We start from the raw sequence: 20,686 nt of genomic DNA, 5'->3' as shown, positions 1-20,686 counted from the left end.
CACGGATGCCTGCACTTATTCAGTCACGCTGTTGTCGCGCTGCTGAGACAGCCGTAATATTGATGCTGGAATAGTCCGCTGTATTGCATCAGCAATCAGTTTCTGCCCTGCTTCACTCGGATGAATATTGTCATTTGAACGGTAAGGATCAGCCTCACGCTGCTGTAGGGCATTGTGAAAAGCTTCATGCAGCGAAAAAGTGGATATCCCCAGATCTGTAGACAAAGTATAAATTTGCTCGTATCCATTTTCCTGTTGTCCGGTTCTTGCCTCGCTGCGTGTCGGATGCAGAAACAGGAAGACGTGCGGGGTCTGCTGTTGCGCTAACAGCAAAAACTCCTTTAAATCGCTGATGCCCTGATCTGTCGCCAATGCGATATCCCTGTCACTAGGCTGAACTATCGCCGGACGACGGGTAATTTTGGCGAAATAGCGGGGGAGATAGCGAGCGATCGCTTCCTGTAGCGCTGAAACGGGAGCTTTCTGCGGATGCGTATTGAGATCTAAAGGTTGAAAGGTGGGATTATCATAAGCATCATGACTAGAAAGCAGCAAAATGACTACATCAGCTTCGAAGAAACCGTAAGCTTGAGCATAGGCCAACCAGTTGCCCGGCCCCCAGCTTCCAGCGGATATATTGCCAACAATGACCTTGCGATTAAGCTTCTTTTCCCAGGCTGCAGCCAAAAGAGACGTTGCTAGCGAGTCTTGATCGGTAAGACTGCCCCCATTCAAAACGGAATCTCCAAAGACCATTACTCGTATTTCACTATCAAGTTTTTTCTTTTCCGCAAACAATTCGCTTCGCATCCCGTATTGATTAGTAATGAAGCGGTTGCCAAATCGAAAAACATCTTGATTGGGCTGGTATAAATATTCGACTGTAGGGTGAGGACTGGATAGAGGAGGAGAACCTAAACCCAAACTAAACCGCGCCAATAGCTCTCCGATTGCCAGTATGAACAGGCCCAAAAATCCTGCGGTTTTCAATATCTTTCTAGGCATAGTCAGCATCTATACACTGCGGCATGTGTACAAATATTAATTAAAAGCCTCTTTTCTAGCCAACTTGGTTAAGTTTTATAGAATTGACTGTTAGCTTTTGCTTTTGGCATCCCCAAATTCTTTTGGCTTTATGAATATTGCGTTCTCTAAATCTCCAATTAAAGCAGAAGATTTGCCGCCACCTGAATCAAAACAAACAGGATGGCCTTGGACCGATCAACGTCATCAGAAAAATCTGCCTTTCGAGACTTCAAACTATCCTTTGATTAGCATTGTAACGCCTAGCTATAATCAAGGTGAATTTATTGAAGAAACTATCCGCTCAGTTTTGCTCCAAAATTATCCCAAGATAGAGTACATCGTTATTGATGGAGGTAGCAGCGATCGCACTCTCGAAATACTTGAAAAGTACAATCAGTGGATTAGCTATTGGGTTAGCGAACCTGATCAGGGACCAGCCGATGCCATAAATAAAGGGTGGAAAAGAGCGGCAGGAAGCATTCTTGCCTATATCAACTCAGATGATGCTTACTTACCCGATGCGCTATTTGTAGCGGCTCAGGCTTTTCTGGAGAATCCTGAAGCTGCTGTCGTATGCGGCAATGAAGTCAGAATTGATAAACATGGATTTTTAACTGGAAAATCGGATGCAAAAGATATTAGCTACCTGTCTCTCTTAAATCTAGAATTTATTCCGCAACCGGCAACTTTCATCCAAAGAAAAGCGTTAGAAGCTGTAGAAAGCATTAATTCAAAAATCAGCTATATATTTGATTTTGAGCTATGGATAAAAATTGCTCGTCACTATCCAATTAAAAGGGTCGACTACTATATGGCAGCCACTAGATGGCATGAGCAAACAATTACTACAAAACAGCGATTAAAAGTAGGGCAAGAACTGGTTAATTTAATAACCGACGAATTAGAAAAAAGCCATCTTTCTTTAAGCAAAACTGAAAGAGACAATTTACTAATTAAGGTTAACTTACTAGCAGGAAATTTGTGCGTAGAGACAGGAAATTTTCCTGCAAGCTTTAAGTACGTCCGCAAAGCATTTTCAATAAATCCTCAGGGCAAATTATTGGCGAAAATAATAGTGGCTTACTGGCAAAGCTCATATCTCTATTTAAGAAAGCTGTTGCCGCTCGACACGTCACTATTTGCTAATAGCGAAAAGCACTGGTCGGAAATAGGTTAGGTTCAACCCCTAAAGGATCAAAAATGAACATTCTATATGATGGGCTTGTATATTCTGTTCAGCCTGCTGGAGGTATCAACCGTTACTTCAACAATTTAATTACTTACCTACCAGAAAGCATCGCGCCGTCCCTAACGCTCTGTAAACCCTTAGATACTGGCTATACAGCAAATTCAAGACTTAAAAAATTTACTAATCAACGGCTTGAAAACTTGCCAAAGCGTCTTTCTCTTTTATCAGCAAGACTTTACTTCAGGCAGGCCATTGATTTCCAGCAGTTTGATATTCTTCATCCTACATACTACTGTTTGCTATCCCGTCAGAGATTGAATAAATGTAAAATTCCAGTTGTTGTAACCGTATGGGACATGATTCATGAAATTTTTGCAGACCAAATAAAATTCAGCAGTCGCCACATTCAGATGAAGCGACAAGCAGTTCTATCTGCAGATGCAATACTGTGTATATCAAAAAATACGAAAAAGGATTTACTAGAGAAATATCTGATTCCAGAAGAGAAAGTTGAAGTTACGTATCTAGCTTCAGACATAGATATTAGCATGTCCTATGGTTCAGAACCGACGCCTTCAAAGCCTTATTACTTACATGTAGGTAATCGTTCAGGATATAAAAATTTTGACTGTCTGCTGCTAGCTTTCTCAAAAGCTGTTTCTAGTCAGCCAGACTTACTACTTTGCGTAGTTGGCCCGCCCTTCGATAAAGCTGAGAAGGAACGGATTTCTCACTTGAAATTGGAGAACAACGTTGAGCACTTTGGCTATGTAAAGGATCACCACTTAGCCAAGCTCTACCGCTGCAGCATAGCACTTGTTTATCCCTCACGCTATGAGGGATTTGGCATTCCGCCTTTAGAAGCCATGTCCTGTAAAACAGCCGTCATTGCGGCAAACTGCGCTAGCCTCCCTGAAGTAGTAGGCGATGCCGGGATACTGTTTAATCCAGATTCGGCTTCTGATTTAGCAGATATTTTAATCTTCTTGCTCAAAAATTCTCTGGAACGAGATTTTCTTATAGAAAAAACTTATAAGAGAGCAAAGATGTTTAGCTGGGAAAAGACAGCAGCTCAAACAACAGACTTGTATCAGCATATTTGTTAACTAGATCGTCAACGGGCTAGAGATTTATATTTTTGCCAGGAATCAGAAGCTGTTAATTAACTGATATCACTCTAATGCTCAAAATATTAGCAAATATACTGTTTTTTTTCTCTTTAATGCCTTTCGTGTCTCCTTATCCAATAGGCTCTGATGTACAGCCTTTAGTAGGATTAGCAGCATTACTGTCTATTGGCTTTTTATGGTACAAAGATCGATTTTCTTTTAATAAGATAGATTTAATATTTATAGCTATCTCAATTTTGTCTCTGACGTACTTTAACTCTATGTACGCCACTGACTTTATCTTGAGAAAGAGAATAGGATTGCTTTTTGCATTTTTGATATATTATGCAATCCGAAAAACATACATTTTTTTTAACTTTAAAGTTTTCTACTCTGTCGTCAATATTTATTTCTGGGGGGCGATCGCTCACCTACTTTATCCAGAAAAGTTTTCTCAATTTGGAGGAATGTTCATTCGCGTAGTTAAGCAAAGTAGTTTAGAACATCTTTCATATCGTGGAGTTTCATCTTTTTGCCCGGAGCCTGGATTTTTAGGTGCAATATCTGTTTTTTTACTACTAGTTCTAATCCATTTTAATAAACGAGAGAATATTCACATATTCTATAATATTTCCACGGCCATAATGAGCATTTCGATGGTATTGCTCTCTAAATCAGGAACGGGATACATATTTCTTGCATTCCTAACGGGATACTGGCTGCTCGATAAGATTGTATATGAACGTAAAGTAAATTACCTGCTTACTCTTTTCTCTTTGTTTTTATTAAGTGCCTATGGTTTGATTCAAATTTCGTTTTCAGGAAGAGGCTTTTCAGTATTCAAGCAGGCTATGAATAATCCCTTTAGCCTTATTCAGGATGCTTCAGTTGCTCATCGACTAAGCAACGTTTGGATTTCTCTGCTGTCTCTAGTCAGATATCCGCTTGGCACAGGGGCTGGCAGCTTCTCCTTTACATCCAGCAAAATTTACTATGAGTATAATTTGTACTCTCATTTTCAAGATGTTGAGAGCGAAACAACAGATATCGTGTCAGCCCTAGCGCAGTACAACGTAGAACTAGGTCTATTCTTTCTAATTTTCATAGTCATAATCTTTTGCAACACGTATGTATCTAGCTTTTCAATAGTTTGTAGAACTTTTTCGTTTCTGTTTTTACTAGCCTCTTTCTCAGTCGCTTTCCCACCCACATGGCTTCTACTAGCCGTTACATCTCGAACTTCGCAAAACAAATTTTTGCTAAAAGGAAGACAAACTCTCAAGCAAGGGCAAAATTTATATCTTTATAAACAGCTCTGTGAAGCTGACAGAAGATAATACGTGCTGCTATTTGAAATATTTTTTCAAGGCATGACAAAAATTAGCGTTGTAATTCCTACTTTAAACAGCGAATGCACTCTAGGCTCAACAATTTTATCGTTAGTGAGTCAGCGCAATGTAGATGTCAAAGTTATAGTTGTTGATAGCGGTTCAGAGGATAGTACTTTAGACATTTGTCATCGCTGGCAGATACAGGTGCTGTATGCAGAACCGGGAAATATTTACCGGGCGATTAATGCTGGTTTAAGCAAGTTAGATACAGAATGGTTAGCTTATATCAATTCGGACGACTGGCTTTATCCCAACAGCCTATTTCGGCTAACAAACTATGGACAGAGGCTTGAAGCAGACGTAGTTTATGGAAACTGTGACTTCGTCGATGAAGAAGGGCGTTTTGTCTATTCCTTTGCTTCAGCTCATCCTAAACAGCTCTTATCTCTTTTTCAGGCAGGAGTTTTTGGTTTTGCTCAGCAAGGAGCTATTTTTCGCCGAAGCCTTTATGAGAGCCTGAGCGGATTTGACGAGACTTATCAGTTGATTGCGGATGCTGACTTTTACTTTCGTGCGCTGAAGAAAAATGTTAAATTTGCTCGATTACAAGATCCGTCAGTTGCTTGTTTTCGCATACATGAAAATCAGTTAAGCAACTGCAGAGAGCAGGAAATGCAGGCTGAGAACTTCAGGCTTCGACCCCAAACAGACATAATTACAAGTGTTCAAGCTTGGACAACGCTGACCCAATGGCGTTTCAGCAATCTGCCACACTATATGCTTCGTCTGTTTAGACAATCACTTTTGTCAAACAAGCTAAAGGTTACCTCGTCAATGAAGGCATACGACCATTTGACTCACCGCTAACGGTTTATGAAAAGTCTGCACGTCATTCCTTCCATATCATTAGCTCGCGGTGGTCCTAGCCACGTGGTAATAGGGGTTGTGAAAGCTTTGCGCGATCGCGGCGTTGATGCTCAGATCATCACAACTAATGATGATGGTCCTAGGCTAACGCTGAGCGTGCCCTTAAATAAACCAGTTACTTATGAAGGCGTGCCTGTTCGCTTTTTTCCTAAACAAAGCTCATATTCATCAGCCTTTAAGTTCAGCACTGAAGATACTTTTCTCTTCTCTGCAGAGATGACCCGATGGCTTTGGCAAAATCTTCGTCAGTATGACATTGTCGAAACGCGCTATCTTTTCTCCTATCCGTCGGCTGCAGCTCGTTTAATTTGCCAACTGCAGCAGATTCCCTACACTGTTGATCCGATTGGACAACTATGTCCCTGGGCGCTGGCTCAAGGGCAGCTAAAAAAGAAAATTTATAGCATTTTGATTGAACGCCGCAATTTAGCAAAGGCTGCTGCTATTCAGTGTTCTTCACGCAGAGAGGCCCAGGATGTCTGCCATCTTAAGATCAAATCGCCCACCTTCATCGCCCCTATTGGCGTAGAAATTCCTGGACACCGATCAGACGTCAAGCAGGCATTGCGTAAGCTATATCAGCTTGCAGAAGATACTTCGATCATCCTTTTTTTTTCACGTCTGCATTACAAAAAACGTCCCGATATATTAATTCAATCTTTGAGTTCTTTAGCAGTCACAGAAGCTTCGTTTCATTTAGTATTAGCGGGTTCTGGTGATTCAGGCTATGTCGATCATCTGAAGCATTTAGTCTCGTCTTTAGGTTTAGCAGATAAGATAACTTTTGCTGGATTTGTAACAGGCACCGAAAAAGAAATGCTGCTTCAGGGATCTGATATTTTTGTGCTGCCTTCTTTCTCTGAAAACTTTGGTATCGCTGTTGTAGAAGCGATGGCGGCTAGCTTACCCGTTGTTATTACTCCAGATGTTTATATTTCTGACGAAATTGCTGCAGCCGAGGCTGGACTGGTTGTGCCGGGTGAGGTGCCTCAGCTCAGTGAGGCGATCGCCTCATTGCTCGCTTCCCCAGAGCTGCGGGATCGCTTGGGCAAAAATGGCAGACGCTTAGTTGAAAAACAATATGCTTGGCCCGCGATCGCCCGTTATTTAGTTTCTGTCTATGAATCAATCATTGCCCAAAAAGAGCTGCCTCAGCCTTTCTCCGCAGACGCCAAATTTTGAGCCGTTAAAATCTTGAACTACTTGACTTTAACGTCTGTTAGCTGTCATCACCAAGCTAGCAGGCGCGGTCAATTTAAAGGAAACTACTTTCAAGAGAAGGCTGGCGTACATTTGGGTAATAACTGCAGGCGTGAAGCTCTTTTCAAAGCAAAATCTTCCCCTTTTTCCCATCTGCTGAGCAGCAGAGATATCGAGACTGAGATAGCGAATAAACTTAGCCAGAGCTTTGGCATCGCCCGGCTCAAAAACAGCCCCGCAGCCAGTTTTTTTCACCAATTGCCCCAAGGAAGAATTTTTCTCGCTGATAATTGCAATAGGACGGCCTGCCGCTAAGGAAGAATAGAATTTGCTGGGAGCAACCAAGCCTTCAAATCCGCTGCGAATTGTGACTAGAGAAAGGTCACAAGCCGTTAGGGAATAGGGCAATGTATCACGGGTCTGATAAGGCAAAAACAGGCAGTTGGTCAGGCCTAAACTTTGAGCTTTTTCTTGGCACTGATGGCGCTGAACTCCCCCCCCAATAAAGACAAATTGAATGGGTTTATGGCGGAGGTAGGTCGCCGCCTTCATCACGGTTTCTAAATCATGGCAGCGCCCCATATTGCCAGAGTATAGAACGGTGAATGGCTCAACTAAATTGTGTTTCCAGGCAAACCAGTTGCGATCTTTGGCAATGGGCACAATTTGTTCTGGATCGGCCCAGTTGTGAATCACTGAAACTTTGGTAGCTAGCTCCGGGTGATAGTCCACAATTCGCTGCTTCATGGCCGGACTAAGAACAATAATTGCCTGAGATCGCTGCCAGATCTTGTAGTTGACCCGGCGCCAGGAGCGAGCGAGCCAGTGATGGGCAGGGATAACCTGAGAAGCGATTGCAATGTCCGGGTAGAGATCGTAGAGCAAACAAACATAGGGCAAACCTAAATATCGCTGCGCTAGGTAGCCCAAGAGCGGTAAAAAGGGCGGCGCTGTCGTTACCAACAGTACGTCGTGGCGGCGAGCAGCCCGCAGCAGATAAAAAATGGCATGGCAGCAAAATAACAGCCCGCCAATAGCTTTACCGCGAATTCGATTAAACCAGAGTCGAGCAATAGGCGATCGCTTTACCACCAGCCGCTCCGATCTTTCTACTGCCGGGGCTGAGATTTGATCAAAAGCATAGCCCGGCTGGCCGGTAAACACCTCAACTGCGATATTGAACTGGCCCAAATTTTGGGCTAAATCCTCTATAAGCTGCCCGGTCGCGGCATAGTCCGGTGGATAAAACTGGGTGATGATGCAGAGCTTCAGCGCTTGAGGCAAAGACGAGAGCTGCGATCGCGCTTGTTGCGCGGCCTCAGGCAAATTATCGAGCTGATATCGGTACTGCCCGAACATGCTATCTCCTCGTGAATGGGTTCGGGAAAGCCAAACGGCTGTAAATGACAGAGTCGAACTACGCTATTGGGCAGTATTGGCTGCGCTCAGCGCCGCGTCATTGGCCTCTGCTAACAGGGCTTGAATCACCTGAAACTCAGCCGGAATGTTGGTCAAAAAATCAGCACCAGCAGCTCCTACAACGGCGTTATAAGCCTGAACCGTAGCACCCAGAGAGGCTGCCGCAGGACTACCAGATAAAAAACTGACTAGACGAGTCACTAGCTGCTGGGTTGGCGCTGCCGGCGCCCCCTGAGCTATCAGGCTGTTCTGCAGTGCTGCCGCATTGCCACCGGGAGAAACGAGCTGGCTATACAGGCTTGTTTGGGCGCTGCGATAGTCGGTAGCGGTAACGCCGCTGGCGAGTCCATTGGCAGGTGGGGCAAGTGTCCCTGCCGCTAGACGGGCGATCGATTCATCTAGAGCAGCGTCAATCGCTGCCGCGACCGGCGTGCCACGCACGGGGGTAGAAGGCAGCGGCTGGAAAGCACCACCGGCAATGTCACTCGTCGTGATGATGTTGCCAGTGACATCAGAGGCATTGCCCGTTTGAGCCTCTGCAGGCGCACTTCTCAATCCGATGATGAGACAACTTGCCAAGACTGAAAAGCCTAGCGGACGGCTAAATACTTTCATTCCTGAGACTCCTTGAGCTTCAAAAGATCAAAACCTTGTGCCGACCCCAACACCCATAATGAAGCGAGTGCCGTCCCCCGCTTCCCCCGTTACATCGGCCAAGGCCGGCGTAATCACTAAGGGGAAGTTGCGGAAAGGGGCTACAGAGACGCCTAGATTCAAGTCCTGCCCCGTCCAGTCCGCGATCACTGAAACTGGCTCGACGACTCGGACACCGACACTGCCAAAAATACCCAGATCATCATCACTGTCTTCCGGGCGGAAACGCCCACCCCCAGCGCCAACGGAAGCCGTTACAGAGCTAAAAGGCTGGCTGGGATCTTCTCTCAGGCGGAAAACCTTACTCACCACGCCGTAGCCGCTTTCTCCCCCATCGGGATCGCCAAAGGTGATCAGGTTTTCTACGCCCACCGCCACGGCCCAGTTGCCCTCAAACTGTCGGTGCAGCTTGAAGCTGACGCCGCCATCTTCAAACGCATCGCCCCGCAGATCCACAATGGCCAAAGCGACTTCTAAGCCGACCAGGTTACGCGCATCACCTAGACCAAAGCCTAAACTGATAGCCCCATCTGAGCGATTGGTGAATCTTGTTCGCTCTTGGAATGTGGCCCCAAAAAAGACATCGCGCCAGTCTGCGCCAAAGGCGGTTGGCGAGCCGACAGACGAGCCAGGAATGCCCAAAGCTCCTGTGGGAGCTACAACTAAGGTCGGCACCTCGGCTGGGGTATCGGGCAGCAAGAGCTGATTACGAATCGCCTGCAGTTCGGCTAGAGTCGGCCCCGGCGGCTCATAAGCCACGATGTAGTCAGTGGCGGCGTTGGTGGCAGCCAAAGCAGGGGCGCGATCGCGGGCGACCAGCGCCTGATAGACAAAAGCAGCGACTTCAGCACGGGTTGCTAGCTGACCGGGTCTCAGCAGCCCCACGTCAGGATAGTTGACCACAATTTGATCTTCAGTCACGGCCGCCACGCGCGATCGCGCGTAGTCCGGCACTGCTCCAGCATCGGCGTAATAGCGCATGAGAACGGTGCTGGCATCGGCTGAGGTAGTCAGTCCTAGACCACTGCCTAAAGCCAGCAAAACTTCCACCCGCGAAATGGGCTGATTAGGCCGGAAAGTGCCGTCTGGATAGCCGCTGAGAAATCCCAGAGCGGTTGCTGCCTGAATCGCTTCGTAACCCCAATAGCTGGGGTCAATATCGGTGAAGTCAATGGGCGATCGCACCGCCGAGCCGGAAAAAGCCTGCCGCACCAAAGCGGCAAACTCCACCCGCGTTACCGGCTGGTTGGGCCGAAACGTACCGTCTAAGAAACCTTTGATAATCTGTCGCTGCACTAGGGGCTGAATAAACGCCTGGGCCCAGTGCCCCTGAATGTCCGGCAAAGTCGCCCCTTGGGCCAGAACTGGCGGCGCTGCTGTAACGGGCTGCTGCCCCGAAGCGGCAGCGGCAGTCTGATTAAGTGTTGATAGGGCAGGCGCGGGCGCAGATTCAGCGGCCAGCGAAGCCGCTGTGAGGTTAGATAAACCTTGACTGTGGAGCTGCGAGGCTAAGCTGCTTAAGCCAGAAACTGCTGTGGACGGACGGGTTGTAGCGGTGGCCGCCTGAGACTTTTCTGGATTCAGCGCTGACGGCTCAGACTGCGTGGCTAGGGCTACGCCCACCAAGCCAAACAGTTCGGCAGTACCGCAGACAAGTAGACCAGCCAGCAGGTTTCTTGTCCCAAAAGACCATCCTCTCCGCCTCCGCTCTACTGTTTGGCAAATGGCTAGTCGCGTCATATCTCGATTCCTCACACCTAAATTAGGCTCTGAAAATAAGCTACTCAAGCTTTGAGCCAGCCTTTGCAAATGGTAATTAGAATTGGTCTAACTGACATTAAGAAATATTATTTTTGCCTGATATTTTTAACAGTATAAAAAGTGACTTATCCTCTATCTTTAGACACAAAATTCTGCTGGCAGCCGATTATGACTCACTGTAACCAAAGAATCAGAAAACCGATACCTGTAAAATTTGCCGAACAATTTTCTAGCAAGTCGGTATAAAATAATCAGCCAATTGAAATCCGGCTCGTTCAGAGGACAGCCTAATTCGATTCAAAAAATTAATAGCGGTAAGAAAAGCTACAAAAGAAACTCGAAACTTAGCAGAATCTAGTGAAGCAAGAATTGAGAGAAGTTCAGCTCTGGCTAGATTCTAGCCATGAGAAAAATCTAGCTATTCGCCTGAATCAAGAGCAATCAAGAATATGGGTTAGAGCCAATACTTCAAAGTTTTTTTGCTGATAGTGGGTTCCAGTTAGTAGCTGCTGATAGTCCAAAATTGACCAGATTTGACACTTCAGTAGATTTACGGGAAAGCTATTCTTCAAAAAGCGACTACGGCCCTAGTTAAGTGTTAGCTGTGATACTTTTTCTGTTGAGAGCGCTCCAGTCTGCAGTCATAAACCAGCTAAGTGAGTTATTTTTTATCAGAAATCGTTTTAGCCGTTAAGCTTATGGGGATCAAGTTTGTCAAGCAGCATCTAATTCTGCAGTAACGCTCTTTTGTTCATGGCCTTCTGGGTGACTATTTATTTATCTTGAAAGCTATGCTGACATTGGCTTTTACCACCTCTAAATGGCTGGGCGGCAGTAGTCTGGGACTAATTGGCTGGCTGCTGCTGGCGGGTTCGGGCTGGTCTCAGACTTTGCCGTCGCTCTCGGATTTTCCGGTGACGGAACCTGAGGCAACGGTTAGCCCAGTAGACTCAGCCAGTCCGGTGCTGCCCCCTGCAATCGATCCGGAGTATCGCTTGGGTGTGGGCGATCGCTTGGCTATAGAAGTTTTCAATGTGCCGGAATATAGCGGCGAATATCAGGTACTTATTGATGGCGCTTTGAACTTGCCAATGGTCGGACGAGTCTCGGTTAAGGGACTCACCCTAGCGGCGGCGGGCGAAGCCATTGGCACTGCCTACACGCCTTTGGTGCGGCGACCCTTGGTGACGGTTAGCTTACTGCAGCCTCGCCCAATTGAAATTGCGATCGCCGGTGAAGTCAGCCAGCCCGGCGTCTATACCTTGACCATTGAAGAAGGAGCCAAATTTCCCAGCCTGGTTCAGGCCATCCAAACCGCTGGCGGATTGACGCAGGTCGCCGATCTCAGTCAGATTGAGCTACGTCGCCCCCAGCCCAACGGAGCGCCCCAGATCAGACGGGTCAACCTCTGGACGCTGCTACAGCAGGGCGATCTCAGTCAAAACCCAGCCCTCCAGGACGGTGACACCCTGGTTATTCCCACCGCCGAGCAAACAGATTTGGCGGCTGTTAACCAGCTAGCCGCTGCCAACTTTGCCGAAGCCCCGGAGCAGGCTTTAAACGTTGCCGTAGTCGGTGAAGTGTTTCGCCCCGGTTCACACCAGCTAAATCTCGAAGCAGGCGAAGGTCAGCCGACTCTGACTAGAGCCTTAGAGGTAGCAGGCGGCATCACCCCTTCAGCCAACATTCGTCAGCTGGAGGTGCGGCGTCAGACCCGCAGCGGCACCGCTCAAAGCATTCCCATTGACCTGTGGGCCCTGCTGCAGGGAGGCGATCTGCAGCAGGATCTGATTTTGCAGCAGGGTGATACTGTAGTAGTGCCTACAGCCAGCGATCTCAGCCCTCAAGAGGCTGTACAGCTTGCCAGCGCCAGCTTTTCGCCCGACCAAATTGAGGTCAACGTCGTTGGTCGGGTGCAAGAACCCGGCGTTGTCACCTTACGGCCCAACACGCCGCTGAATCAGGCTTTGCTCGCGGCAGGCGGCTTTACCCGCTCGGCCCGCAAAGGAGAAGTAGAACTGATTCGCCTCAATCCCGATGGCTCAGCCACGCGCCGCGAGATTGACGTAGATTTATCAGCAGGTATCAATGATGAAACAAATCCGGTCCTGCGCCATCAGGATGTTATCGTCGTTTCGCCTTCCGGCTTAACTAATCTTTCCGAAAACTTAGGTGCTCTCTTCAATCCCCTGCGACTGCTGCTGCCGTTTACCCCTTTTCTCTTTTAAGCCAGTGCTGACAGCGGGAAAGCAAACGATTCTCTTTATCTATGGTTTGAGGAATTAGGTAATGGAACCCTATCAGCCCATCTTTCTCAGTGGCAATGATCACGCTGCGCCCCAGGTTTTGCAACTGCCTATACCTCAGACTGTTCTGGGTGACGATGAAGACGATTTCGATCTCCGTCAGATGTTGACGCTGGTTCGCCGTCGTGCTTTTTTGATTGTTACCGTTATGGGAGCCGTTCTCGCCGCTGCCGCCGCTGTTACCTTCACCCAAACGCCTGAGTATGAAGGCAAGTTTCAGCTCTTAGTTGAACCTGTCACCGCAGACGATGAACTAGCTCAGCTAACCCCTAACGTGGGAGGACTGGCTCAGGCGGCCTCAGGCTTGGACTACGATACCCAGATCCAGGTTTTAAAGAGTCCTGAACTGATGGCCCCCATCATTACTCAGCTCCAGCAGCAGTATCCAGAGCTAGACTACGAAGATTTGATGGAGTCCCTCACCATCGCCCGACTACGAGACACCAAAATTCTAGAGATCCGCTACCGGGCCACCGATGCAGAGGAAATCAAAACCGTTTTAGACCAGCTCTCAGCCGCGTATCTAGCCTACAGCCTGAATGAGCGCAAGACTAACCTTAGGCAGGGCATCCAGTTTGTCAATGAGCAGCTTCCGCAGCTAGAGCAGCGGGTAAATCAGCTTCAGGGGCAATTACAGACATTTCGTCAGCAGTATAACTTTATTGACCCTAGCAATCAGGCCAATGAGCTGAGTCAGCAGCGCATTTCGCTGCTGCAGCAACGGCTGACGTTGGATCAAGAGCTGGCAGCCGTGCGATCGCAGTGGCAAGAGCTACAGCAGAGCGTTGGCACCATTGCTGTGCTTAAAGAAGCCCCAGTTTATGAACAGCTTGTCAGTCGGATCCGGGAGCTAGAGGCCAAAATCGCTGAAGAGACGACCCGCTTTACCGACCAAAACCCGGCTATGGAGGTGCTACAGGAAGAACGGCAAAATCTGCTGCCCATTCTGCAGGACGAGGCCCGGCGCGTAGTCGAAATTGAGCGCGCTCGCGTTGCTAATAGTATTCAGGGATTAGAGAGCCGCAGCAGCCGTCTGTCCCAGTCTGAGGCGGTTTTGGCCCAGCGGATGCAGCAGCTTCCCGCGATCGCCCGCCAGTATGCCGATCTAGAGCGAGAGCTACAGGTGGCGACAGAAAGCCTAAATCGATTTTTGACCACGCGCGAAACGCTACAGATTGAGGGCGCTCAGGCCGAAGTTCCCTGGCAGGTTTTAGATGCAGCCGAGCAGCCCAAAAATCCGATATCGCCCAACATTCCCCGCAATTTAGTACTGGGCCTTGCCGCCAGCCTGCTAGTCGGCATGGCCGCCGCACTGGTGGCCGAAAAGCTAGATACGGTCTTCCACAGCGCCGACGAACTGAAGCAAAAAACGCAGCTTCCTGTTCTGGGCACCATTCCCTTCTGTCGTCATCTCACCTCGCTGCGTGCCTCAAATACTGAGGCTTTACCGATTATCGCCGGTCTACAGTCCGCCAGCGGCGCTTATGAGAATCACAGCTTTGTTGAGGCTTTTCGCGGCTTACATGCCAGTATTCGCTTTCTCGGCTCCGATCGCCCAGTGCGATCGCTGACGATTAGTTCTGCCCTACCGGGAGATGGCAAATCCACAGTAGCAATCAATCTGGCCGAAACCGCAGCGGCGATGGGGCAGCGGGTGCTGCTGGTAGACGCTGACCTGCGCCAGCCCCAGGTACATACTCGCCTAGGACTGCCTAACTTTCGCGGCCTGAGCAATCTGATTTCGACTCGGCTCTCTCTGCGACAGGCAATTCAGCAGTCACCCCAGTATGAAAACCTCTATGTGATTACCTCTGGCTCCATTCCCCCCGATCCAACTAAGCTGCTGTCTTCTCAGAAGATGAAGCACCTAGTCAACCGGGTCGATAAAGTTTTTGACCTAGTCATCTATGACACGCCGCCTTTAGCGACGCTGGTAGACGCGAGTCTATTAGCCACTCACATGGACGGTGTGGTACTGGTTGTCAGCCTGGACAAGACCCACTCTCCAGCGCTGATGCAGGCGCTAGAGCGCCTCAAGATTAGCCGCATTTCTATTCTGGGAACGGTAATCAACGGCGTCAAGCGTAGCGCTATGCCTGCCTACGACTACTATTACCGGCAGCGATCCTACGGGCCAGCCCCTGAACCCGTTGCCCTCAATGGTGCTGCCCACAACGGCAATGGCGCTGTCGCCAATGGTCGCCATTTTTGATAGTTACCCAAACGGCTTGGCCCACTGCTGGAGCGTCTTGAGCTGCTGGGAGGTCAGACGGGTGCGACGATTAGCCGCTTTGACATGATTTAGCGCCTCCCAAACCGGGAGCTGCTGGTAGCGGCAGAGGTAGGCAATGCAGATTAACGGCGATCGCTCCATGCCTGCTAAACAGTGAATATAGGTCGGTAGATCCTGCTGCAGAAGCTGATGAAGCTGACTGACGGCGGCACTGATTTGATCGGGCGTGAGTAAGCGGGGGCTGTGGCTATCGGGTAGGGGATAGCGCCGACAGTGAAAATGGGCGATCGCGCTGTCAGGCAGTTGCCCTTCTGCCAGGGGGCAAAGCGTTAGGATGGCCTGAATTTTGGCCTGTTGTAGATTCAGGAGATCGGGTTCGTTGGGAAAGGGGCCAACGGCGAGCCGATGGGGCAGGATCCAGCGATGGCAGACGGCTGCCGCAGAAGACTTGTGAGACGGGCGATCGCGCGATTGAAATAGCATAAAGTATTGGACCTGGGCCGCACAATTGATCCTGCCGTCAAGGTTTGATCTGCCAAACCTTGACGAACCATAATCGGCTTTATGTTAACCGAGAATTTCCCAGGTTGCTGACGCATCCACTAGAACAACAGAAAATCCTGCCTGGCTATCTCTAGCCTCAACTAAACGAGGCTTGCTGGTGTTTACCAGTGATAGAACGGCCTGAGAATTTTGAGCAGCGCTGTCAGCTCGCGGCATAATGACCTTTGATCCAAAGCAATCAACGGCATCCATATCTATGGCGACTCAGGCAGACCTGCAAACGAAGCTGCGCCAGCTCGACGGTCAGAGCTACAAAGCTTATAAATCAATTCGCGGTGACTATGCCTTTGACACCTTTACTCTGACGATTGACTACGTGCAGGGGGATCCGTTTGCCGCCCCCAGTCAGCTTCAGGTGAAAGTGCCCCAGGCAGTTGCGGGATTTCCGGCAGCGCTGTATAGCCACCCCAGCCGGGCGATCGCCCTGCAAGACTATTTAACTCGTCAGTTCGATCGCGCCGCTCAGTCACTCCGGCAAAAGCGCGGCTCCGGCAAGAGCGGTTTGATTTCGGTGATGAGTCCAGGGCAGGTCATTCTCGATCGCACCACCGCCTTTGTCACCCCTGAAACGGTTGAGCTGCGGTTTGTGGCCGGTTTACCGGCTTTTGGTCGCCGCATTGCTGGGCATCAGGCCGCGGCCATGCTTTGCGGGGATCTGCCAGAACTGATCGATCGCGCCCTGCTTTATCGCCAGCTCCAGGCCGATCAGCTATCCCATCACGTCAATACGGCAGAAGATGCCGACTGGCTGAGAAGCCAGCTCAGCCAGCGAGGACTGGTGGCCTTTGTGGCTGATGGTGCTGTTTTGCCCCGGCGCAGCGGCGTAGACGATCGCCCCCTGACGGCGCAGGTGACTCCTTTTCAATCGCCAGATTCCTTACAGGTAGCATTTGACTGCCCTCACGCTGGGCGGATTACGGGCATGGGCATCCCCAAAGGTATTAGCCTGATTGTGGGCGGCGGCTATCACGGCAAGTCAACGCTGCTGCGGGCGATCGAGCAGGGAATTTATAACCACGTACCCGCTGATGGGCGGCAGCAGGTCGTCACCGATCCAGGGGCAGTCAAAATTCGAGCCGAAGACGGTCGTGGCGTCACTGGAGTCGATATTTCGCCGTTTATCAGTCACCTCCCTCAGAATCGCTCAACCCAGCATTTCTCGACTCCCAATGCCAGCGGCAGCACCTCTCAGGCTGCCAGCATCATTGAGGCAGTTGAGGCCGGGGCAACGGCGCTGCTGGTAGATGAGGACACCGCCGCGACTAACTTTATGATCCGCGATCGCCGGATGCAGGCTTTGATCGCCAAAGAAAAAGAACCGATTACGCCTTTCATCGACAAAATTCAGTCGCTCTACACTGACTACGGCGTCTCCACAATTTTGGTGATGGGGGGCAGCGGTGACTATTTTGACGTAGCCGATACGGTGATTGCCCTAGACAGCTATCAGCCCGCAGAAGTGACTAAAGCCGCTAAAGCGATCGCCGCTCAATATGCCACCGATCGCGCGCCTGAGGGAGGAGAGCACTTTGGCACCGTCACCCAGCGCGTCATTTTGCCTGCCAGCCTGGATGCCAGCAAAGGTCGCCGTGAAGTCAACCTCAAAGTGCGCGACGTAGACGAACTGCGCTTTGGCACAGAAGCGGTAGATCTCGCTGCCGTAGAGCAGCTAGTAGAACCTGGGCAGGTACGGGCGATCGCAGCGGCTATGGTCTATGCCCAGCGCCATTACTTTGACGGCAAGCAGCCTTTAGCCACCGTCTTAGACGCCGTGATGCAGGATCTTGAACGGCAGGGCCTCGATATTTTGAGCGATCGCATTGTCAGCGATTTTTCTAGCTTCCGGCGCTTTGAGCTAGCGGCAGCCATTAACCGGGTGCGATCGCTCCAGGTTGAGCCTGCTTAAGCGAGCGGCTATCCAAGCCCTGTCAAAGCACTATCAAAGCAAATGCTTATACTTGTCCTCAGCTCCCAGCAGTTTGACCGCTTTTTTAATGTCTTGGGTGCGATCTTTGCGCACAATCAGCGTTGCGTTGCCGTCGCGCACCACCACCACATCTTCTAGGCCAATAGTAACAATCACCTCGTCCGGGTTAGCGCTGTAGACAATGCTGTCATGGGTATCCATGCCGACATGCTGAGCTAGCTCCACATTGTCGCGATCGCCCTTTAGCAGCCGCTCAATCGCATTCCAGTCACCCAAATCATCCCAGCCAAAGTCCACCGGCATGACATAGGCTTTCTGGGTTTGCTCCATGACGGCGTAGTCAATGCTGAGCTTGGTCAGGTCATGATAAGCCTCGGCCCCTTTGTGTAGCAGCGGCTTGATCAGCTCTGGAGCATGGGTTTTCAGCTCCTGCAGCATCACACCCGCCGGAAAAATAAACATGCCGCTATTCCAGCTAAAGCGTCCGCTAGCTAGAAATTCGGTTGCGGTGGCGACATCGGGTTTTTCGGTGAAGCGGCTAACCCGGTAGGCTGGTAAGCTGCCGTACTGTCCCGCTTCTGCCCCCTGCTCAATGTAGCCATAGCCTGTGGCTGCGTAGGTTGGCGTAATGCCCAGCGTGGCGATCGCCCCCTGCTGACTGGCTAGTTCAGCCGCCGCTAGCAAAGTTTGGCGAAACTTTTCGTCATCGTCAATCCAGTGGTCAGCCGGAAAGAAAGCCACAATGGCCTCTTCGCCGTGATGTTTGATGATCTCTAAAGTAGCCCAGGCCACTGCCGGAGCCGTATCTCTTCCTAGCGGCTCAACCAGCAGATTGGCTGAGGGTAGGTGCGGTAGTTGCTCTGTGATCCCCGCTGCTAAGTGAGAAGCCGTAATCACCCAAAGCGACTGCCAGTCCCCAGCTAGCGGCAAAAGTCGCTCAGCGGTTGACTGCAATAGACTTAAACCGCTGCCATCTAAACTCAAGAACTGCTTAGGCCGTTGCAGACGGCTTATGGGCCAGAAACGCTCACCTTTGCCTCCCGCTAAGATAACCGGGATCAGCGACTTACTCATGGGCTAACTCCGCCAGAAATTCCGTCTTATCCTAGCTTTTTGCCTCAGACCTCAGGCTATAATCACCGTAACATTGATTAACAAATCATCATTCTGCAAAGTTTTACACAGCGATCGGGGTCAGCAAAGTTTGATGGTTGACGGGGAACTATGCGGATCTACGAAGAATCAGCTTGAATAGCTGTCTAGCGACGGATGGTGACGAGGGGTGAGTAACAAAATCTGATGACCACATTGCCGACGAATCAACAAGCTGATGCCAAAGAAAAATCTGATTCCTGTCCCGACGAAATAGAAGAGGTAGACGCGGAAGCCCCTACTGACGCTGCCACTACTCCCGCCAGCCAGTCGGAGAGCGGCAAGGCTAATTCTCAAGCCTCTTCGCTGTTATCTGGGCTGACAAGGGCTGCCTTTTGGAGCTGTGCCTGCCTTTCAACAGCAGCAGTTTCGGCTGCTTTGGGAGCTGCCGCCGTTTTAATGCTGCCCCTGCCGCCCCAGCTTTTTCCCCAAGGGCAAGAAACCCTCTCGCTCAAAGACCTTTGGCAGTCAGGCTTTCGCTATAACGTCACTCGCCCGGTCAATCTCCTCGTCATGGGCATTGATCAGGTGACGGAGGCTGAAAGCGAAGATATTTTTTCGGGCCGTACCGATACCATGCTGCTGGTGCGCGTTGATCCGGCTCAGGCAGACGTGAATGTGCTATCCATTCCCCGTGATACCCGCGTCACTATTCCCGGCTGGGGTGAGGATAAAATCAATCAGGCCAACGTTGAAGGGGGAGCAGTGCTAGCGGGCCAAACCGTCAGCGCCGCCCTCAACCAGGTGGAAATCGATCGCTATGTCCGGGTCAGTACCGGCGCTTTTCGCGAGATTGTCGATTTAGTCGGCGGGGTTGAGGTATTTGTGCCTAGCCGCATGTACTACGAAGATCGGACTCAGGATTTGGTGATTGATTTAGAGCCGGGCTGGCAAACCCTAGATGGGGCCCAGGCAGAGCAGTTCGCTCGGTTTCGCCAGGATGCCTTTGGCGACATTGGCCGGGTGCAGCGCCAGCAGATATTGCTGAAAGCCCTGCGATCGCGCCTGACTAGCCCTACCGTGATTCCCAAGCTGCCGCAGATTGTTCGCATTTTGCAGCGTCATATAGACACTAATCTGTCTCTTGAGGAAATGTTGGCGCTGGCCAATTTTGGTTTGGAACTGGCCCCCGAAGATTTGCATATGGTGATGCTGCCGGGGCGCTTCAGCGAACCCAACGAGTATCAGGCCAGCTACTGGATTATGGACAGTACAGCGGGCGATCGCGTCATGCAGGACTTTTTCCATACGGAAGCCGCTACGCTCGCCTCGGCCCCCCGCCGTTCCCTGCGGCAGATGCACATTGCCATTCAAAATGCCTCTGGCGAACCGCAAATTGCCAATGAAGTTGCCCGCTATCTGGCCCAGGAAGGACTTGATAATCTTTATTTAGTCAGCGACTGGCCGGACGTGGTCCCAACAACTGAGGTGATTGCCCAGCGCGGCGATCTAGAGGCCGCCGATCGCGTGAGTGCCCTGTTGGGAGTAGGGCAGCTGGTATCCGATTCTACGGGCAATTTAGAGTCAGATTTGACGATCCGCATCGGCACCGACTGGCTAGAACAGCGCAACCGCCTGCTGTCTCAAAATCCGCGTCTCAGCCTGCAGTAAGCAAATCGCCTGGCTTACCGATCACAGAATATTTCCCCACCTTCATCGTCGGTGGGGTTTTCTGCGGATAGGCAGCGGCTCTACTCCTTGAGGATTATAGCTGTAGCCACTTTTATTAGGACGCTGCCTGCCTAAGAACGTCCTCCATCGCTGTGCGCAAATTGGCCGACAACGCGAACTGCTTGCGAATCCGGCTTTTCAGCCAGGCCCAACACTTTTCAATGCGATTGAGGTCTGGTGAATAAGGCGGCAGATAAAGCAGACGACACTTGGCTGC

The 20,686-nt window shown here is 50.1% G+C and carries 17 protein-coding genes; 9 read left to right on the top strand and 8 right to left on the bottom strand.

All coding sequences use genetic code 11. From position 1 onward, the window contains the following. Window positions 1-15: 15 nt before the first annotated feature. Window positions 16-1,014, bottom strand: a complete 999-nt coding sequence (locus QJQ48_RS03620; protein ID WP_346289833.1) for an SGNH/GDSL hydrolase family protein — start codon at window positions 1,012-1,014, stop codon at window positions 16-18. Between the two features lie 121 nt (window positions 1,015-1,135). Between QJQ48_RS03620 and QJQ48_RS03615 the strand changes: the two genes are divergently transcribed. The 5 genes from QJQ48_RS03615 (at window position 1,136) to QJQ48_RS03595 (ending at window position 6,764) form a co-directional block, all read left to right on the top strand. Further along, window positions 1,136-2,203, top strand: coding sequence for a glycosyltransferase family 2 protein (locus QJQ48_RS03615; RefSeq protein ID WP_346289832.1), 1,068 nt, complete (start codon window positions 1,136-1,138; stop codon window positions 2,201-2,203). A gap of 23 nt (window positions 2,204-2,226) precedes the next feature. Further along, complete coding sequence (locus QJQ48_RS03610) at window positions 2,227-3,321, top strand: glycosyltransferase family 4 protein (RefSeq protein ID WP_346289831.1); 1,095 nt, start codon at window positions 2,227-2,229, stop codon at window positions 3,319-3,321. Between the two features lie 125 nt (window positions 3,322-3,446). Beyond that, window positions 3,447-4,661 (top strand): hypothetical protein, encoded by a 1,215-nt coding sequence (locus QJQ48_RS03605; RefSeq protein ID WP_346289830.1) that lies wholly within the window; start codon window positions 3,447-3,449, stop codon window positions 4,659-4,661. Between the two features lie 3 nt (window positions 4,662-4,664). Beyond that, window positions 4,665-5,522: a glycosyltransferase gene (locus QJQ48_RS03600; protein ID WP_346289829.1), complete on the top strand. Its 858-nt coding sequence runs from the start codon at window positions 4,665-4,667 to the stop codon at window positions 5,520-5,522. A gap of 6 nt (window positions 5,523-5,528) precedes the next feature. Beyond that, entirely contained in the window at window positions 5,529-6,764 is a 1,236-nt protein-coding gene (locus tag QJQ48_RS03595) for a glycosyltransferase (RefSeq protein ID WP_346289828.1), read from the top strand. A 27-nt stretch (window positions 6,765-6,791) separates the two neighbouring features. Here QJQ48_RS03595 and QJQ48_RS03590 read toward each other — a convergent pair whose 3' ends face one another. The 3 genes from QJQ48_RS03590 to QJQ48_RS03580 form a co-directional block, all read right to left on the bottom strand. After that, entirely contained in the window at window positions 6,792-8,141 is a 1,350-nt protein-coding gene (locus tag QJQ48_RS03590) for a glycosyltransferase family 4 protein (RefSeq protein ID WP_346289827.1), read from the bottom strand. 63 nt (window positions 8,142-8,204) lie between these two features. Continuing rightward, entirely contained in the window at window positions 8,205-8,816 is a 612-nt protein-coding gene (locus QJQ48_RS03585) for a hypothetical protein (RefSeq protein ID WP_346289826.1), read from the bottom strand. Between the two features lie 27 nt (window positions 8,817-8,843). Beyond that, window positions 8,844-10,595: an S-layer homology domain-containing protein gene (locus QJQ48_RS03580; protein ID WP_346289825.1), complete on the bottom strand. Its 1,752-nt coding sequence runs from the start codon at window positions 10,593-10,595 to the stop codon at window positions 8,844-8,846. Window positions 10,596-11,407: 812 nt separating this feature from the next. Here QJQ48_RS03580 and QJQ48_RS03575 point away from each other — a divergent pair. Both QJQ48_RS03575 and QJQ48_RS03570 read left to right on the top strand, forming a co-directional pair. Beyond that, window positions 11,408-12,844 (top strand): SLBB domain-containing protein, encoded by a 1,437-nt coding sequence (locus QJQ48_RS03575; RefSeq protein WP_346289824.1) that lies wholly within the window; start codon window positions 11,408-11,410, stop codon window positions 12,842-12,844. Between the two features lie 61 nt (window positions 12,845-12,905). Then, window positions 12,906-15,134 (top strand): GumC family protein, encoded by a 2,229-nt coding sequence (locus tag QJQ48_RS03570; RefSeq protein WP_346289823.1) that lies wholly within the window; start codon window positions 12,906-12,908, stop codon window positions 15,132-15,134. Between the two features lie 3 nt (window positions 15,135-15,137). Here the strand turns inward: QJQ48_RS03570 and QJQ48_RS03565 are convergent, their stop codons facing one another. Together QJQ48_RS03565 and QJQ48_RS03560 are read right to left on the bottom strand one after the other, a co-directional pair. Further along, on the bottom strand, window positions 15,138-15,638 hold the full coding sequence (locus QJQ48_RS03565; RefSeq protein WP_346289822.1) for a protein-tyrosine phosphatase family protein: 501 nt from the start codon (window positions 15,636-15,638) through the stop codon (window positions 15,138-15,140). A gap of 84 nt (window positions 15,639-15,722) precedes the next feature. Next, entirely contained in the window at window positions 15,723-15,875 is a 153-nt protein-coding gene (locus QJQ48_RS03560) for a hypothetical protein (protein WP_346289821.1), read from the bottom strand. A gap of 40 nt (window positions 15,876-15,915) precedes the next feature. On the opposite strand from QJQ48_RS03560, the gene QJQ48_RS03555 reads away from it, so the two are divergent. Next, entirely contained in the window at window positions 15,916-17,625 is a 1,710-nt protein-coding gene (locus QJQ48_RS03555) for an ABC-ATPase domain-containing protein (RefSeq protein WP_346289820.1), read from the top strand. 33 nt (window positions 17,626-17,658) lie between these two features. Here QJQ48_RS03555 and QJQ48_RS03550 read toward each other — a convergent pair whose 3' ends face one another. Then, a complete protein-coding gene (locus QJQ48_RS03550; protein WP_346289819.1) occupies window positions 17,659-18,720 on the bottom strand; it encodes a mannose-1-phosphate guanylyltransferase in 1,062 nt (353 codons plus the stop codon). 225 nt (window positions 18,721-18,945) lie between these two features. Between QJQ48_RS03550 and QJQ48_RS03545 the strand changes: the two genes are divergently transcribed. After that, window positions 18,946-20,409 (top strand): LCP family protein, encoded by a 1,464-nt coding sequence (locus QJQ48_RS03545; RefSeq protein ID WP_346289818.1) that lies wholly within the window; start codon window positions 18,946-18,948, stop codon window positions 20,407-20,409. Window positions 20,410-20,524: 115 nt separating this feature from the next. Here the strand turns inward: QJQ48_RS03545 and QJQ48_RS03540 are convergent. Beyond that, window positions 20,525-20,686: transposase (locus QJQ48_RS03540; protein WP_346290109.1), on the bottom strand; the 162-nt coding region annotated here is incomplete at its 5' end.

Origin of the sequence: Sphaerothrix gracilis Ecp01 (assembly GCF_030405905.1) — a bacterium.
GTDB classification, from domain to species: Bacteria; Cyanobacteriota; Cyanobacteriia; order Phormidesmidales; family Phormidesmidaceae; genus Sphaerothrix; species Sphaerothrix gracilis.
Note: the sequence above shows the minus strand (reverse complement) of the source record. Positions and strands in the feature narration are given on the sequence as shown.